At 49.9% G+C, this 16,774-nt stretch carries 14 protein-coding genes; 5 read left to right on the forward strand and 9 right to left on the reverse strand.

What is annotated here, in order from left to right:
• Position 1: 1 nt before the first annotated feature.
• The 5 genes from BFC18_RS20050 to BFC18_RS20070 are packed head-to-tail and all read right to left on the reverse strand — an operon-like array spanning position 2 to position 5,428.
• The gene (locus tag BFC18_RS20050) at positions 2 to 829 is read right to left on the reverse strand and encodes an ABC transporter permease (protein WP_070127437.1); all 828 of its coding nucleotides are present in this window, start codon (positions 827 to 829) and stop codon (positions 2 to 4) included.
• 2 nt (positions 830 to 831) lie between these two features.
• Positions 832 to 1,788, reverse strand: coding sequence for an ABC transporter permease (locus BFC18_RS20055; RefSeq protein ID WP_070127439.1), 957 nt, complete (start codon positions 1,786 to 1,788; stop codon positions 832 to 834).
• Positions 1,789 to 1,807: 19 nt separating this feature from the next.
• On the reverse strand, positions 1,808 to 3,430 hold the full coding sequence (locus tag BFC18_RS20060) for an ABC transporter substrate-binding protein (protein ID WP_083273204.1): 1,623 nt from the start codon (positions 3,428 to 3,430) through the stop codon (positions 1,808 to 1,810).
• A gap of 40 nt (positions 3,431 to 3,470) precedes the next feature.
• A complete protein-coding gene (locus tag BFC18_RS20065; protein ID WP_070127441.1) occupies positions 3,471 to 4,748 on the reverse strand; it encodes an NAD(P)/FAD-dependent oxidoreductase in 1,278 nt (425 codons plus the stop codon).
• Between the two features lie 8 nt (positions 4,749 to 4,756).
• Positions 4,757 to 5,428 (reverse strand): haloacid dehalogenase type II, encoded by a 672-nt coding sequence (locus tag BFC18_RS20070; protein WP_070127443.1) that lies wholly within the window; start codon positions 5,426 to 5,428, stop codon positions 4,757 to 4,759.
• Positions 5,429 to 5,954: 526 nt separating this feature from the next.
• On the opposite strand from BFC18_RS20070, the gene BFC18_RS20075 reads away from it, so the two are divergent.
• From BFC18_RS20075 to BFC18_RS20085, 3 genes are read left to right on the forward strand one after another with little or no spacing between them, the layout of a single operon-like run.
• Entirely contained in the window at positions 5,955 to 7,331 is a 1,377-nt protein-coding gene (locus tag BFC18_RS20075; RefSeq protein ID WP_070127444.1) for an aminotransferase class III-fold pyridoxal phosphate-dependent enzyme, read from the forward strand.
• Positions 7,331 to 8,407 carry a tartrate dehydrogenase gene (locus tag BFC18_RS20080; RefSeq protein WP_070127446.1) on the forward strand — a complete coding sequence of 359 codons (1,077 nt, stop codon included), beginning with the start codon at positions 7,331 to 7,333 and terminating at the stop codon, positions 8,405 to 8,407. The genes BFC18_RS20075 and BFC18_RS20080 overlap by 1 nt, the downstream gene beginning before the upstream one ends.
• The gene (locus BFC18_RS20085; protein WP_070127447.1) at positions 8,407 to 9,894 is read left to right on the forward strand and encodes an NAD-dependent succinate-semialdehyde dehydrogenase; all 1,488 of its coding nucleotides are present in this window, start codon (positions 8,407 to 8,409) and stop codon (positions 9,892 to 9,894) included. Before BFC18_RS20080 ends, BFC18_RS20085 begins: the two co-directional genes overlap by 1 nt.
• Before the next feature lie 75 nt (positions 9,895 to 9,969).
• Here BFC18_RS20085 and BFC18_RS20090 read toward each other — a convergent pair whose 3' ends face one another.
• The 4 genes from BFC18_RS20090 to BFC18_RS20105 all read right to left on the reverse strand — a co-directional run bounded on the left by BFC18_RS20090 (position 9,970) and on the right by BFC18_RS20105 (position 13,284).
• Positions 9,970 to 10,875 (reverse strand): CopD family protein, encoded by a 906-nt coding sequence (locus tag BFC18_RS20090; protein ID WP_070127449.1) that lies wholly within the window; start codon positions 10,873 to 10,875, stop codon positions 9,970 to 9,972.
• Positions 10,876 to 10,896: 21 nt separating this feature from the next.
• Positions 10,897 to 11,289, reverse strand: a complete 393-nt coding sequence (locus tag BFC18_RS20095; RefSeq protein ID WP_070127451.1) for a copper resistance CopC family protein — start codon at positions 11,287 to 11,289, stop codon at positions 10,897 to 10,899.
• Positions 11,290 to 11,337: 48 nt separating this feature from the next.
• Positions 11,338 to 12,501 carry an acetyltransferase domain-containing protein gene (locus tag BFC18_RS20100; RefSeq protein WP_070127453.1) on the reverse strand — a complete coding sequence of 388 codons (1,164 nt, stop codon included), beginning with the start codon at positions 12,499 to 12,501 and terminating at the stop codon, positions 11,338 to 11,340.
• A 63-nt stretch (positions 12,502 to 12,564) separates the two neighbouring features.
• A complete protein-coding gene (locus BFC18_RS20105; RefSeq protein ID WP_070127455.1) occupies positions 12,565 to 13,284 on the reverse strand; it encodes a DUF4198 domain-containing protein in 720 nt (239 codons plus the stop codon).
• Positions 13,285 to 13,726: 442 nt separating this feature from the next.
• Here BFC18_RS20105 and trhA point away from each other — a divergent pair, with 442 nt between their 5' ends.
• Both trhA and BFC18_RS20115 read left to right on the forward strand, forming a co-directional pair.
• A complete protein-coding gene (gene trhA, locus BFC18_RS20110) occupies positions 13,727 to 14,377 on the forward strand; it encodes a PAQR family membrane homeostasis protein TrhA (protein WP_070127457.1) in 651 nt (216 codons plus the stop codon).
• 313 nt (positions 14,378 to 14,690) lie between these two features.
• Complete coding sequence (locus BFC18_RS20115; RefSeq protein WP_070127459.1) at positions 14,691 to 16,769, forward strand: right-handed parallel beta-helix repeat-containing protein; 2,079 nt, start codon at positions 14,691 to 14,693, stop codon at positions 16,767 to 16,769.
• Positions 16,770 to 16,774 lie beyond the last annotated feature (5 nt).

Raw genomic sequence — 16,774 nt, forward strand, 5'->3', positions numbered from 1 at the left:
GTTACTTCCCCTTCGCCGCATAGGTGGCACCGCCACGCAAGCTGTCGATGACCAGGTTTACTGCAATGGTGATAGTGGCTATGGCAATGGCCGGTACGATGACCGCAGGCGCACCTTCGGCCAGACCGGAAATGTTTTCCCTTACCAGCGAACCAAGATCGGCCTCCGGCGGCTGTACGCCCAGACCGAGAAAACTCAGGCTACTTAACAGCAGTACAACAAACACAAAACGCAGCCCGAAATCCGCCAGCATGGGGTGCAGAATATTTGGCAAAATTTCTTTTACGGCCAAATAAAGCCGGCTTTCACCACGGGTGCGGGCAACGGTAACAAAATCCATACTGGCAACGTTAACAGCCAGTGCCCGGGCAATACGGAACGAACCGGGCATATAACTGATAGCGGTAATGGTAAGCAGAATAGGCACCGAAGAGCCAAACGCGGCAATCATCACCAATGAAAAAATCTTACTGGGAATGGAAATCAGCGCATCCATAAAACGGGCGATGATTTCGTCTGTGCGCGGATGGCTCACCGCTGAATACAACGCGATAAGCGTACCCGCGGAGCAGGCCAGCGCCGCCGCCAGCAAAGGGATAAAGATAGTAAAGCGAGTGCCATCGAGAATACGGCTGAACACGTCCCGGCCAATATAATCGGTTCCCAACACGTACTCGCCACCAATAGGCTCAAACACATCATAGGCCACGATTTCACTGGCTGTGTGTGGCGCTAACCAAGGGCCGAATAAAGCGATAAACAGCCAGAACGCCACCAGCGCCGACCCGAGCTTGCCAGAAACCGGCATGGATTTAAAAACGGACATCATGATCAGCCTCCGGTTCGTAGTTTAGGGTTAGCAAGAATTGCAGCGAGATCAGCAATCAGTACCAGGATCAGGTAACCGGTACAGAACAACATGGCACACGCCTGCAGTAGCGGCATATCGCGGTTGGTTACTGCGTCGACCATCAAACTGGCAACGCCGGGATAGTTAAATATCACCTCAACAATCACCACTCCACCCAGCAAGTAAGACAAACTGAGCGCCACAGCGTTAACTATGGGGCCGACAGCATTGGGCAAGGCGTGACGAAGTACCGCTCGAGACAGCGGCGAACCTTTTAACAACGCCATTTCCACATAGGGTTGAGACAGTTGTTCAAGCACTGCCGCCCGGGTCATTCGCGCCATTTGCGCGCTTAGCACAATACACAAGGTAGCCACAGGAAGGGCAAAGGCACGGAAGTAGTCGTAAAGCCCGGCATCGGAAGGAATGTATGAGAGCGACGGCAGCCAGTTCAGTTCAACGGCGAAAACCAGCACGAAAATGGTTGCCAGTAAAAATTCCGGCACCGCTACCATCGTCAAGGTGGCGATGTTCATAATCTTATCGATGCGGCGACCGCTGTGCATGGCCGCCACAATCCCCAGAACCATCGCGAAAGGCACTGCGATAACGGCTGTCAGCCCTGCAAGTAACAGCGATTGAGACAATCGTGAGCTAATCAATTCACTCACAGGTCGTGAGTTCGCCAGCGACGTACCCGCATCACCGGTAACCAATCCGCCCAGCCACTTTGCGTAGCGGGTAAGTGGCGGATCATTTAGCCCGTAAGCATCCCGCAGCGCGGCTACCGCTTCTGGGGTAGCACTTTGCCCCAGCATTTCCTGGGCGGCGTCACCGGGGAGCAGGTTGGCAATAAAAAACACCACTGCCGACACGATAAACAGCGTGATAAGCGATAATCCGATCCGCTTCAGGATCAGCTGGAAAATGACCTTCATTGCAAACTCCTTAAGACCATTATGCGTCCAGCCAGACATGTTCAGCGAAGGAATAACCCATTAATCCGCCAGTAGGAATAGGATAAAATCCTTTCACCCGTTTATCGTAGCCGTCGATCAGATTCATGAATACCGGAATACTGACACCGCATTTATCGGCAATGAGCTCCTGCATGTCCCAGTACATTTGTTTTCGTTTTATCTCGTCCCCTTCACCGCGAGCGGCAATAAGCAGCTCATCAAACTGCGCATTCTGCCAGCCTGACTCATTCCATGGCGCGTCAGATTTATAGAACAAACTGAATAGTTCATCGAGGCTAACCCGCGGGTTGATGTTGCCGAACCCAAGAGGATGTTTCATCCAGTGATTTGACCAATAGCCATCTGAGGGCACCCGGTTTATACCGAAGTGCATACCCGCTTCAATTCCAGACAGCTGTAATAGCGCCGCCATGTCCACCGAGCCTTCTGCGGCCGGAGACGCGAACACAGGCACACGAATTCCGCTCATACCCGCTTTCTTCAAGTGAAATTTTGCGCGGTCAATATCGTAAGGACGCTGTGGCAGCTCATGGTTAAAATACTTGTGACTTGGCGCTACGGGATGGTCGTTCGCGATGGTGGCATAGCCACGGAACAATGCCCGTTTTATCAGTTCCCGGTTCATCATGTATTTCACCGCCAGCACAAAATCCGGGTTACTGGTGGGATAACCATCCTGACGCATGATCAGGTTGGTATATAAGCTCGATTCTGTCTGCAGCACATCACAGGTCCCAGAACGCTTCACCCGCTTGGTTGAACGGGGGTTTACCGCCAGTGCCATTTGAATGTCGCCAGACAACAAGGCATTCACCCGGGAAGATTCATCGGCAATGCCCACTAACTCCACTTCATCCAGGTACGGTTTACCCGGCTTCCAGAAGTTGGGATTACGAACGCCAATGGTGCGAACACCGGCTGAAAATTCTTTCTGTTGATAAGGACCGGTACCGTTCGCCGTTTGTGTGAAGTCGGTAGTGCCATCTGCAACAATACAAAAATTGGCAGATGCCAGCATCACTGGTAAATCAGCGTTGGGCGCATTCAAGGTGATTCGTAGAGTATTTGGTCCGGTAACCACCACCTCTTGAAACTGGGCAGCAATGGGCGCTGCCCGTGATGTTACCGCCGGATCTTTGTGGCGCAGCAGTGAATACACCACATCCTGTGGCGTTAAGCTTTTACCGTTATGAAAAGTGACACCGCTGCGTAATGTGAAATGCCAGTTCTGCTGGTCTTCGGTTTCAATCGTTTCTGCCAGCGCTGGATCGGCCCCCAGTTCACGGTTGAATTGCGTGAGACCACTGTAAAACATGTAAATGCGGACGTAGTCGGTGCTCAGGGAAGCCTTCGCTGGGTCCAGCGTATCCTTGGTAGACATAGACGTGGTAGCAACACGAATGCGTCCGCCGTGTTTTGGTTTACCGCCAGCCTGATTAGCCGTTGTGCTTTCATCAGAGAGCTGGGCCAATACATGTGCTGGCAACGCCAGGCCGCTTGCGGCAGTCACGAGGCCTGCGGCACCTAACGATTTAAGCAGCGCACGCCGACTTCCGGAATGATGCCCTCTCAGGGCGGCATCTATTTTATTATTGTGCATGGTCGTCCCTTATACATTACGGTTCTGGCTTGTGTACTTATCAGTGCAGTTTGTCCTGCAACTTGTAGTACATGCCAACGAAAGGTAAAAACCAGGGTTTACCAAAATGAAACGGTACCGCAGGCCAGTCTGTGGTCATCCAGGGGCAGTCTGTGGGTTTGCCGTCAATAATGTCGGCCATCACGTTACCCATGTGCAGCGCCATTTGTACGCCGTGCCCGCTGTAGCCCATGGCATAGAACAGGCCATCGTGCTCACCCACTTTGGGCAGGCGATCAGCACTCATATCCACGGTGCCACCCCAGCAATAATCAATGCGGGTGTTAGCTAATTGGGGGAACATTTCGTGTAATGACTGGCGCAAAATTTCACCACTCTTCAAATCAGAACGCTGATTAGACACGGCGAAGCGAGCGCGGCCACCGAACAGCAATCGACGATCCGGCGTCAGTCGGAAATAATTACCAATATTCTTACTGGTGACATAAGAGCGGTTGCCTGGGAACAGTGAAGCGCACAGTTGCTCATCCAGCGGCTCAGTGGTTACCGCAAAGCTGCCTACCGGCACAATCCGGCGACGGAACCAGCTGAACGGACCTGGGCCACTGCCGCCCGTAGCAATAAGTACAGTTTTCGCCACAATGGTTTGTTCCGGCGTATGCACCATCCATTGCTGAGGCCCTTTTTTATCAAGCTTCACCACCGGCTGATGCTGAAAAACAGCCACACCCTTTTCAATGCAACGGGAAGCCAGACCGTAAACCATTTTACCGACGTGCAGCTGTGCGCCGTTGGGGGTGAGTAGTCCACCGTAAAATTTGTCGGAGCTGATTTCCTGCTGTAGCGCAGTGGCGTCGAGCAATTTAGCGCCAGGATCCACTTCCTTGGTCAGCGCATCATGGGTTTTTATCAGTTTATCGAAATGTTCCGGCTTCGCCGCCAGTTTGATTTTGCCAGCCCGGCGAAAATCACATTCAATATTTTCATTTCGTACCAGCGATTCAACGGAATCCACGGCCTGGTTGTAAAACTGATAGAAAGCGCGCGCCTTGTCTTCGCCATAGGTGGATACCAGTCCGGCGTAATCCTGAGCGGTGCCGTTATTGCACTGCCCGCCGTTGCGACCAGAAGCTTCACCACCCACGACACCGGCTTCACATAACGCCACTGAGGCGCCGCGTTTGGCCATTGCCAAAGCTGAAGATAAGCCGGTAAATCCGCCGCCAATCACCACAACGTCAACCGACTGTGACGACAAGGTCGTATCTTCGGTATTAATTGTCGGCGCTGTATCGAGCCAGTAAGACGCGCTTTTCATATGAATCCTTATTCCAGACCGACTACGCCCGGCAGACCGCGGATATCCTGAATTTCGGTGTAACCATAGAATGGGTTGGCAGGCTCGTGGCCACGGTTTACCCAGACTTTGTTTTTAATACCGATATCGTGCGCAGACATCAGGTCGTAACGGAAACTGGAAGAAACGTGCAGAATATCTTCAGGATTACAGTTCAGGTTATCCAGCATATATTCAAACGCCTGCAGACGAGGCTTGTAGGCTTGCGCCTGCTCTGCGGTATACACATGAGCAAATGGTGCTTCGAGGTTCGCCACGTTGGAGTGGATTTGTCCGTTCATTGCATTGGATAAAATAACCAGTGGGATCTCAGCTGCGACTTTCTTCAGTGGCTCAACCACGTCGGGATGAGGGCCCCAGGTAGGTACGGCGTTGTATATCGCAATACTGTCTTCATCACGATATTCAATATTCCACAGTTTGCACAAACGCATTACGGCGTTGCGAACCACTTCCTGATAAGGTTTCCACGCACCCAGCACTTCATCCAGACGGTAAGCAGAAAAGTCTTTCACAAATTGTGGCATTTGCGCCTCAGTAATGCGGTCGGCAAAAAGTTTTTGTGCCATCGGCGCCATTTCAAAATAGATCAGGGTGCCGTAACAATCGAAGCTAATATACTTAGGCTTAAATACACTCATTGTTGTTTCCAGATATAGTTGTTGTTGCAAGTCGGTTCTTGATTTTTATTTCACTCTTATTACAACACGCAGTGTCACTTATTTAATGCCAAATTAAATCTGTTGTAAGCATTCTTCAGTCTGTTTTGACGAATCAATCAGCAGACTATGCTGAATCGACAAACGCTTATCTCACTGTAATTTGCATGGCTAAACCCCTTCCTCAGCCCCGCGCCAAAGCGCTTTTTACCTGCCTGTTTCTGCAGTAAGGTGAAAGGGTTACATCAACACTGCGCGAGTAATGTTGTGTTAATCTATCCTCGCTCAAACCGCACAGCAGATTTTGCTGAGAAGTTCGCAAAAACAACATTTCCACACTCTTCTTGTCGCCGGTACAACAAATTTTAACCAACAGGGAACGCTACCATATCGGATAGAAATCGTACCTGTCAGTTTCAGGTACATCCTCTTCGACGATGTATATAAAGAGTGCGCTTCCTGCTTTAAGGCACCCGGCTCTGCAATACACTTAACATGGACAATCATCATGCAAACGCCTGCTTTGACAGAACTAGACAGTCGTTATCTCATTCATCCTGTTTCCAACTTCCGTGATCATCAGAAAAAAGGCGTTAAAATCCTTGAGTCAGGCGATGGCGTTTGGCTGACAGCGGCAGACGGTGAAAGATATCTGGATGCTTTTGCCGGTTTATGGTGTGTAAATGTCGGCTATGGTCAACAACGCGTAGTCGATGCGGCGGTGAAACAAATGCAAACTCTGCCCTACGCCACAGGGTATTTCGGCTTCGGTAGCGAACCGGCAATTAAACTGGCAGAAAAACTGGTGTCGATGACCCCAGACTCGCTGCAACACGTTTACTTTTCATTAGGTGGCACCGATGCCATTGATGCGGCCATTCGCTATATCACTCATTATTACAATGCCATTGGGAAGCCCACGAAGAAGCACATTATTTCCCTGAAGCGGGGCTATCACGGCTCTTCTGGCGTAGGAGCAGGCATAACAGGATTGCCAGCATTTCATACCAATTTCGACGTACCAACCCCATCTCAGCATCATATTAGCTGCCCGTATCTGTATCGCAGCGAGTTCGACACACCTGAAGCACTCATCGCAGCGTCAGTGAAAGAGCTGGAAGATAAAGTGGCGGAAATTGGCGCAGATAATGTGGCTGCATTCTTCTGCGAGCCTGTGGTGGGCAGTGGAGGCGTGGTGGTGCCTCCGAAAGGCTGGCTGAAAGCCATTGAACAAACCTGTAAGCGTTTAGGTATTTTGCTTCTGCTGGATGAAGTGATCACCGGCTTTGGCCGTACCGGCAAAATGTTTGCCTGCGAACATGAAGATATTCAACCCGACTTGATGACTATGGCAAAAGGCCTGACATCCGGCTACGCCCCCATGGGCGCGGTTATGATGTCGGATGAAATTTTTAATGGCATTGCTGATGGCCCGAACAAAGCTGCGGTAGTCGGCCACGGTCAGACCTATTCGGCCCATCCGGTAAGTGCAGCCGTTGCTTTAGAAGTGATCAGTATTTACGAAGAAGGCCTGCTGGCCCACGCGCAGAATGTTGAGCCCTACTTCAAAGCGAAACTTGAAGCGTGCCTGTCGCATCCGCTGGTCGGCGACGTGCGTAACCTTGGCCTGCTCGGTGCCGTTGAATTGGTGGCTGATAAAGCGACAAAACGTCAGTTCAACCCAGCGCTGAAACTTAGTGAAACCATCGCAGACATTGCCTGGAAACATAAACTCATTTTCCGCGCGTTCGGTGACAATATCTTAGGCTTTGCCCCTGCTTTAAGTTTCACTGAAGCAGATTTCGACACCCTGTTTGAACGTCTGCAACTGACGCTCGATGAAGTTCTCGCGCTGGATATGGTTAAACAGGAGATGGCAGGCTAATGAGTACGTACAATATTGCGGTTATTGCCGGTGATGGTATCGGTAAGGAAGTCATGCCGGAAGGTTTAAAAGTGGTTCAGGCTGCGGCAGATAAGTTCGGCCTGACACTGAACTTCCACCATTTCGACTGGGGCGGCTGCGACTACTATCTGAAACATAACCGCATGATGCCGGAAAACTGGAAAGAGCTGGTCGGCGATATGGACGCCATTTACTTCGGCGCAGTGGGCTGGCCGGATACAGTACCTGACCATATCTCACTGTGGGGTTCAATTCTGACCTTCCGCCGTGAGTTCGACCAATACATCAACATGCGCCCGGTGCGTACTTTTGAGGGGGTAAAATGCGCCCTTTCCACCCCGAAAGCCAATGAGATTGATTTCATTGTGGTGCGTGAAAACACCGAGGGAGAATACTCTTCCATTGGCGGTATCATGTACGAAGGCACGGAACGCGAAGTGGTGTTACAGCAGTCTGTGTTCAGTCGCCATGGCACCGACCGGGTGCTGAAATATGCCTTTGAAACCGCCATGCGCCGGGAAGCGAAAAACCTTACCGTAGCCACCAAAAGTAACGGCATGGCAATCAGTATGCCCTGGTGGGATTCCCGGGCCGAAGCGATTTCCGCTGATTACCCGGACATCCGTTGGGACAAACAACACATTGATATTCTTTCGGCGCGGTTTGTGATGAACCCTGAACGGTTTGACGTAGTTGTGGCTTCTAACCTGTTTGGCGATATTCTGTCGGACTTAGGCCCTGCCTGCACCGGCACCATTGGTCTGGCGCCGTCAGCCAACCTGAACCCGGAACGTAAATTCCCATCACTGTTTGAACCGGTGCATGGGTCAGCGCCGGATATCTACGGCAAAAACATTGCCAACCCTATCGGTATGATCTGGTCTGGTGCGCTGATGTTACGCTTCCTCACCGCTGACTCAGGCAGTGGTGCAGAAGCCCACGACGCGATAATCAGTGCCATTGAAACCACACTCAAAGACGATGTGTTAACGCCAGATTTAGGTGGCACAGCCAGTACCCAGGCACTGGGTGATGCAATAAAGGCAAACCTTTAATGACGAAAGAAACATTGGTCGATTTGGCTTCATCGTTAAATGAGCCCTCACTGCTGAGTAATCTGAATTTCATTAACGGTAAGTGGAAGAAAGCCGTTTCTCAGCAAACCTATGAAGTGATGAATCCAGCCACCGGTGAAAGCATTGCCGGTGTTGCCAACAGCGACGCCATTGATGCTGCAAACGCCGCCCGTTCGGCGCGCAAAGCGTTCAACAGCTGGCAGTTAACCACCCACCGTGAACGCGCCACTCTGCTGGAAAAATGGCATGGGCTTATGCAGCAACATTCCGATGATATTGCCCGCATCATGAGTTCTGAGCAGGGCAAACCGGTAGCGGAATCAAAAGGCGAAATCGCTTACGGTGCGTCCTATGTAAAATGGTTTGCCCAAATGGCCATGCAACTGCGCGGTGACATTTTGCCCGACAGTGTACCCGGTCGTGTGCAAACGGTGGAGAAACGTCCAGTGGGCGTGGTCGCCGTAATCACGCCCTGGAATTTCCCGTTTGCCATGCTGGCCCGTAAAATTGCTCCCGCACTGGCGGCAGGCTGTACCGTAATAGTTAAACCTGCGGAAGACACCCCGCTCACGGCACTAGCCATGGCAAAACTGGCAGAGATGGCAGGTTTCCCGCCGGGCGTGATCAATGTGGTTGCTGCCTCACGGGAACAAACCGCTATCGCTGTAGATGCCTGGCTGAAAGATGTTCATGTGAAAAAAATCAGCTTTACCGGCTCAACGCAGGTAGGTCGTTACCTGGCAGAGCGTGCCGCCAGTTCACTGAAAAAGCTATCCCTTGAACTAGGTGGTAATGCCCCGTTCATCGTATTTGAAGACTGCGACATGGATGCGGCCATCACCGGTTTGCTGGCAGCTAAGTTGCGTAATGGCGGACAAACCTGTGTGTGTCCGAATCGCATTTACGTGGCCAATGCCATTTATGACGAATTTGCCAGCCGCCTGGTAGACAAAGTGGCTGCCATGAACGTGGGTAATCCGTTTGAAGATGACACGCAGATAGGCCCGATGATTAATCAGAAAGCCATCGATAAAATTAGTCATCACGTGAAAGATGCCGTCGAGCAAGGCGGTATTCTTCTCTGTGGTAACGCTGAACCCCGGGACGGTCTGTACTTCGAGCCCGTGGTCATTGCAGAAGCCAATAATAAAATGGCGCTGTTCAGCGAAGAAACGTTTGGTCCGGTGCTGCCACTGTTCCGGTTCTCTTCAGAAGACGAAGCTATTGAAGAGGCGGACAACACGGAATATGGTCTTGCCGCTTACTTCTATACTCAGAACCATAAGCGTATTCATCGCGTTAAACGCGCCCTGCAGGCGGGTGTAATTGGCGTTAATGAAGGCGCGGTGGCCAGTGAAGTGGCGCCGTTCGGTGGTGTAAAAGCCTCTGGTTATGGCCGTGAAGGTTCCCATTATGGTTTGGATGATTTCCTGCAACTGACGTATGTTTGCGAAGGAAATCTGTAGCCCGTAGTCGTATATGGAAGATGAAAAAAGCGCCGTCGGCGCTTTTTTTTGGCATCGCCAGACATCTGGTTTCGCTCAATGTGCAATCCCAATACTGTTAGTCAGCGTCGCCGTGACAGCCAAAACCAACACGCCTACCACGGCCTCGGCAGTTATGGATTTACGTACTTTGTCGCAGTCATGCATTGAAGTAATACTCCCCACCAGCTTCCACTTGTGATGCGCGGCAAAACTCAACATACCGCAAACTAAAAGCAGCTTCACGCCCATCACCCACAAATAGATCGTGTTCACCTCACCACTTACGTTAAGTATAAGCAGAGTAAGCAGTACTCCGCCTGAGAACAGTAACAACCCGACCCATAGCGCCGCTTGATTACCGTAAGTATGCAACGTGTTGCGCAACGCTTCGTATTGCGAGGTTTCTGTAGACAAACGACATAACCTGATAAGCGGATAAAAACTCCCCACCCACCAGCCTGCCATCACCACATGCACAGCAACGCAAAGCTGTGCCAGTACTGATGTCGCCGCTGAGTGCCCGCTGCGGGTAAATGACCAGCCAATAACCATGGCCGTGATCACCAAACCCGTTTTTAGTAACAGCGACCACGCCCCGGCTTTGCTAAGTGACATCCACACCGTAAATACAAACACCAGAACTAATGCAATTGCTCTTGCTAGCGTCTGCTCACCAATGGTGGACTGCCAGGCAATCTGCAGCATCAGCGGATCAGTAATGCCAGCAAGCCCATCATCCAGCATCATACCGGCATTTAATGGTAGAACCGCAGCAGCACCTAGCACACTCAGGCCAAGCAAATACCATTGGCAACGTAATAATCGACGCTCACTAATACCCGGATGGGTGACAGAAAAATGGGAACTGAACAGACCGCGCATGGCGGCAAGGCCGATAAAACCAAAGATGCCAAGATAGAAACATAGCCTGGCAAGAGAGAGAAGCGCGAGCCAGCCCATCAGACTGACCCGCCAGGCAGATTAATGTGCACCATGGTTGGCGTGAGCCGATTTCATTTTATCCATGTCATGCATGTTATGATGGCCATGGCCCGACGCAACACTGAAGGCATAACTGTTTTGAAAGGTGTGTCCATCTTCCCCCATCACTGTCCATTCAACCTGATAACTACCCGCTTTTAGCTCGGGTAACGGCCAGGTTAACTCGCTTGCAGCATCGACTACAGGCTTAAACCCAAAATCCACCTGCTTGCCATTTCCGTCTGTCAGCTTTAGCTTTATCACCCGAACATCACCGGAAAAAGACAGGAAAAGTGCTTCAGGAGAAACATTCACCTCGGAGCCCGCCGCTGGCTTGGAATCATATAACTCAGTGTGCGCCTGTGTCACACCGGCGAAAAACACCGCACTCATTATTATTGCTTTGATCAGTTTCATATAATTTCTCACCGTATTGTTAGATTAGAAGTACTTCACCAACGGATTAGTACTGTTATGTTTAAATTTGGCGAATGCTTTTGTTGGCCAGTACAACGCCAGCGCTAGCACCGCAGCGACCAACCAAACCTGCCAGACATGATCGAACGCAAATAAATCGCCGTAATTCGGCCCCACCAGATTCAGCGCAATTCTATAACCCACCAGCAGAATAAACAGATGAAGAATGTAGTAAAACATGGGTGCAGAACCGAAGGTCTCCACGGCCTTGCTTGCGCGATTGTTCACATTTTCGAGACCCGCAAGCACCAGTAACGCAGCGCCCAACGTAAACAACACATAGTCCAAAGATGGCGGGTATTTGGTGTAATTAATGAATGACATCACCGTGTGGATAGCATCCTGCTGAACTTCCCAGGGCAGTACCTCACCGTAAATGTTCAAGCCGCGAATAATGGCTAACAGACACCACATCGCCAGACCAATTTTTATCAGCGCTGACTGACGCTTTGCGCCATCTACCGCTCGTGAATAAATTGGCCCCATACTGAATCCCAGCAGGATCACGCCTATCCACGGCAGCACCGGATAAGATGCTTTAATGCGGAAACTTTCAGACTCAAAAATGAAACCGCGATCATGCAGAATTGCCCATAAGGTGTATCCAGTTTCACCGGGCGCAAAGCTGATCGGACTTAACAGATTGTGTCCGGCTACAATGAGCACACCCAGGGCAAGAATCATTTTGTAAGGTAACTTACAAAGTACTGAAAGCGCGATCATGCTTATACCGATAGCCCACATTACCTGTAGCCATAACGTGTCGTAGCTCCCCATCCACAGCCAGTTAATAACCGCAATTTCAACGAACACGATAAACAGGCCGCGTTTGAACAGAAACGGCGTTGCTGAACGTGGCGCCTTATTATGCGGATGAGAATACAACCAGGCAGACAAACCGGTTAGAAATACAAATACCGGTGCACAAAAGTGAGCAGAAACACGGGTAAAAAATAATTGCGGACTGGTGGTATCCAGATCCATTGGGTCGCCAACATTCTGATGAAAGAAGAAGCGTTCACGCACGTGATCAACCAGCATGAAGAGCATCACCAATCCACGCAGGATATCGATGGATGCGACCCGCTTTTTTACCACTGCAGCGGGGGTCTGAAAATCTGAACTCATAGTGTCACCTGTTTTTTTGTACTGCTGGCGGGCTGTACATTGCAGCCCGCGACCTTATTAATTTTATTCCGGAATGTGCGGTAAGATAAACGACAATGTGGCCAGCAACTCATATTTATCTATGATTTTAGGCCGGTCTGTCGGCGCATCGTAAGTCACTGCAACGACGTTCAGGCCCTGATTGCGCACCGGCATTGTCACCATTCCATTTTTATCCGTTGGTATAGGCTTGGCGTCGGTATCGTTGATGAAATCGTTCTTAAACATGGCGCCTTCAACAGGTTTCCCGCGATAGAGTACCTGGTACGTCTGCATCTCTCCCAATAGTAAGGGAAAGCTGTCGCCCACGGGCATTATTTGTAAATCCTGGGCTGGTAATTGAGGGATCTTTTTCAGTGGTCCATCCAGAAAAACCGCATACTTGATGGTTTCCTCACTGAGAATGGCATTGGGTACTTCATCTCTGCCCTTACCTATCCAGTGCCCTTCACCGGTATTACTCCAAATGCCATTTTGCATTACCGCAGACACTGCCGCATGCTTACCATCAACGAAAATCATCGGGTCGGCCACTTTCAGTTCCGCGTCTACCTTTTCCCAGTCATCGTTGTACGCGGTAAATGACTCAATTTTTGGCAGGCGCTTCACTATTTGCAGATCATCAGCACCTACACCGTAAACCAATGCGGTTTTTTGCACTCGCTCAGCGAAATAAATACCATGCGCATAACTCTGCGCCGCGGCAAGTGTAGCAATAGCCAGAACGGATAATTTCTTCAACATGCGTGTTTCCTCAATATGTTTGTTGTTTTAAGCGAATATTAATGACTGAGTAAATTGACGGAGGCTATAAACTCCTGCCGCAAACACCCTCGTCACTTCTGCCCTTGAGTACCACTTTTTCTAATGCGCCTGTTCCACTGGCGACAGTCTGCTTTAAATGCGTAACCCCATGCTGGTTATCGTTTATTTTGATAAAACTGCGCGACTGCATCCCTAACTTCAAAAATGATACGCAAGAGTTGTGAGCAGAAACGACTCTTTAAAACCAGCTTGCTGATAAAAAGCGCCGTTTTATCTGAATGAAAAAACAGGAAACGCTGCGAACGCGCTATAGGCGATTTTGAAACTGACTTATCTCTGCAATAAAGTTAGTGTACAAGTGTACGCTGAAATTCTAGAATGGCCGTAAAGAACAAAAAAGCGCCTTAAAAAGGAGAACGCCATGTCCAAATCAGATCCACGTCCTGTGGCCGCAAAAGCTTACTCGGTTGTTGAAGAGTGGCTTAACAGTACCAGTCACGGTATTGGGTTAATTGCTGCGGTAGTCGGACTGGTGTTTTTGCTGATGCGGGCAGAGCATCCGGTGGCGATTGCGGCGGCGGCTGTGTATGGCTCAACGCTGATTTTAATGTTCTTAAGCTCCACGCTTTATCACGCCATATCAAATAAGAAAGCCAAAGGGCTATTAAAACTCTTCGACCACAGCGCCATTTATTTATTGATTGCTGGCACGTACACGCCGCTACTCATGGTGGCCATAGGCGGCTGGTTGGGAATTACCATGACAGCCATCGTTTGGTTACTAGCGGTGGGCGGCGTAGCCTTCAAGCTGGTAGCGCAGCACCGTTTCCCGAAGATATCCGTGGCCACGTACCTGCTGATGGGCTGGATTGCGTTGGGTTTAATTTATCCGCTGTATGTTGCGCTGCCAGGCGCAGGGCTATGGTTAATCGTAGCGGGCGGCCTTTGTTTCAGTATTGGCGTGTTATTTTACGTGGCTAAGTCAAAACGCTACACCCACGCTATCTGGCATTTGTTCGTGCTGGGCGGATGTGGCTGTCATTTCTTTTCCATCTACTATTTTGTGGTGTAGAGGTCGGTAGTGCAAAGCTCGGTGGCACAAAGCTCGGTGGCATTAAGCTCGGTGATACAAAGCTCGGCGGACTAGCGCTCATTCGCCTTACTGTCGTTTTAAAGTGACAGTTATTCCACTCCCTGCCTGATTTTATATTGGGCTTATCCTCCAAATACATCGTATAAGCACATAACTACCGTATTTATCGTAGCTGGCCCTGCTTTTGCTTACTACATTGCTAACTCTAGTAAGTGTTGTTTGCAATACACAGCAAGCAGGCACATACGACGCTGCTTTACCCTGATTTCTTATTTCCAACCGGAGTTCCTGAATGCGACATTTGCCGCAAACGCTGCTCAATTCACGTAATTCACTGACATTCATTCTGGTGCTGATTGCCAGCACCTTATCGTTGTCGGCCTGCACGCAGGTACAATCAGAGCCCCGAAACCTCACGGTACTCCCGTCGCAGCCAGGTACCGTGGCCTTAGAGAAGCTTCTGGAACAGAATATTACTGATGCCAGCGACGCTGAATCTATTGTGCTGGGACTGGCTGAATCCAAGGATTACGGGCGTATTCTCAATTTGCTTAAAGCAGACTACGCCGATGAAGCCGCGAAGCTATTATTGACCATGAACGAAGGGGTTTCGCTGGAAGAAGCGACCCTGAAGCTGGCAAAAGCTACCGACTCGGAAACCGCCATGGGTCACGTGGTCAGAACAGCATTTATCCTGTTCCCGTTGGAGCAAGGTGGGCTTTACCATTATCTGCAGGATAATCTTGGTATCCGCGCCACATTATTAAATAAATGGGCAGAAAGCGCAGGGTTACTCACCGCCGCCACCATGCCTGAACCCGATGAAAATGGCCTGTTCATCCAGCCACTCATCAATTCAGCAAGTATTACCTTATTCCATCCTGATCGCGATACCCGTGGTGCAATGTTCTACAAACCCGCTGATTCAGAGACCTGGGAAAAAGCCCGCGACATGACATGGGAGCCGGTAAACAGTGTGCTTACAGGGCCAATTGTTTACCTGCAAGCCAATACCACTTACGACGTAAAAGTTATTCTCACCGAACAGCAAGATGTGGAAAGAGAAATCGTCACACAATTCACCACCCGCCCAGATACGCCGGTTATTAACCCGGAAAAGGTGTACAAACTGTCAGACATTTATCGTGGCGGCACATTAGATTTAGAAGCGCTGGGCATTGAAGGTGACGAAAACGGTTACGCGAAAATTGTCGGCGACAAGGACACGGTGATTCGTGCTGGTGACGATGAGAAGTACGCGGTAAATGTGGGTGACAACAGCTACATTTATTTTGAAAACATCACCATTGAGGCAGCCAGAGTCCATGGCTTTTACGGCGAAGGCGCCCACGACATCTGGATCAATAACTGTGATATTTCCGGCTGGGGACGCGCCCCGAATGTGATGAAAAAAGGTATTGCTTATGAAATGGAAGATGCCCAGGCGATAAACTACGACTCGGCAATTTACTTCCGTCAGTCGGGTGTGATCACGGTGGAAAACTGTAATATTCACGACCCGCGTGCTATTGCGAATGACTGGTCGTTTGGTCATCCGAAAGGGCCAAATGCTTTTCTTGCCCACGCCAATCATCCCGATCCAAAATTTAAAGGCCAAGTCATTCTGCGTAACAACCATTTCCACGGCACCCAGACGCATCGTTTTAACGATATTATCGAAGGTCGTAAAAACGCAGAACCGCTGGGCGGCTTCGTGCGCGATTCAGCCATTTACAACAATGAACTGGCCTATTCAAACGACGATGCCATTGAGGTAGACGGTGGTCAGCAGAATGTGTTGGTCTACAATAACGATATCTCTCACACCTATTCTGGCATCAGTATTACGCCGGTTCGGGTAGGCCCTAGCTTCATCTTTAACAATTATATTCACGACCTGGGTGATTTACGTGGCAAGCAATGGGCCTCAATAAAAATGGGTGGCTTGCTTACTAGTCCGTCGGGTCAAAGTGTGATTCTGCATAACTTGATCACGGTAGGCAGAAATGGGCTAACGGCCTCGCGTTTTAAAAACGACGATACCTTCTGGACTTATGCACAAAATAACATTGTGATCACCGAAAAAGACAACAATCAGGTAGGCTACGCCGTATACGATCCGGAAAACTATAGCGGCTCGCAGTTTATTAATAACTACTTCTATAATTTAAAAACCGGTGCCCCGAAAATTGAGGCAACCCTTACCGAGCCCTATGTATTTGAAGAGAGCAAACTGAATCAGCAAATCGCTGAGGCGTTATTTAATGGCGGTAAAACCGTTATGCTCCCTAAATGCGACAAATATCGTATTAACAATTTTACTCAACGCAATGAAGACGGCACACAGGCATTGTACGGAATCGTTGAATAGTTTTA

Source organism: Alteromonas confluentis (genome assembly GCF_001757105.1).
In the GTDB taxonomy this organism is placed as follows: domain Bacteria; phylum Pseudomonadota; class Gammaproteobacteria; order Enterobacterales; family Alteromonadaceae; genus Alteromonas; species Alteromonas confluentis.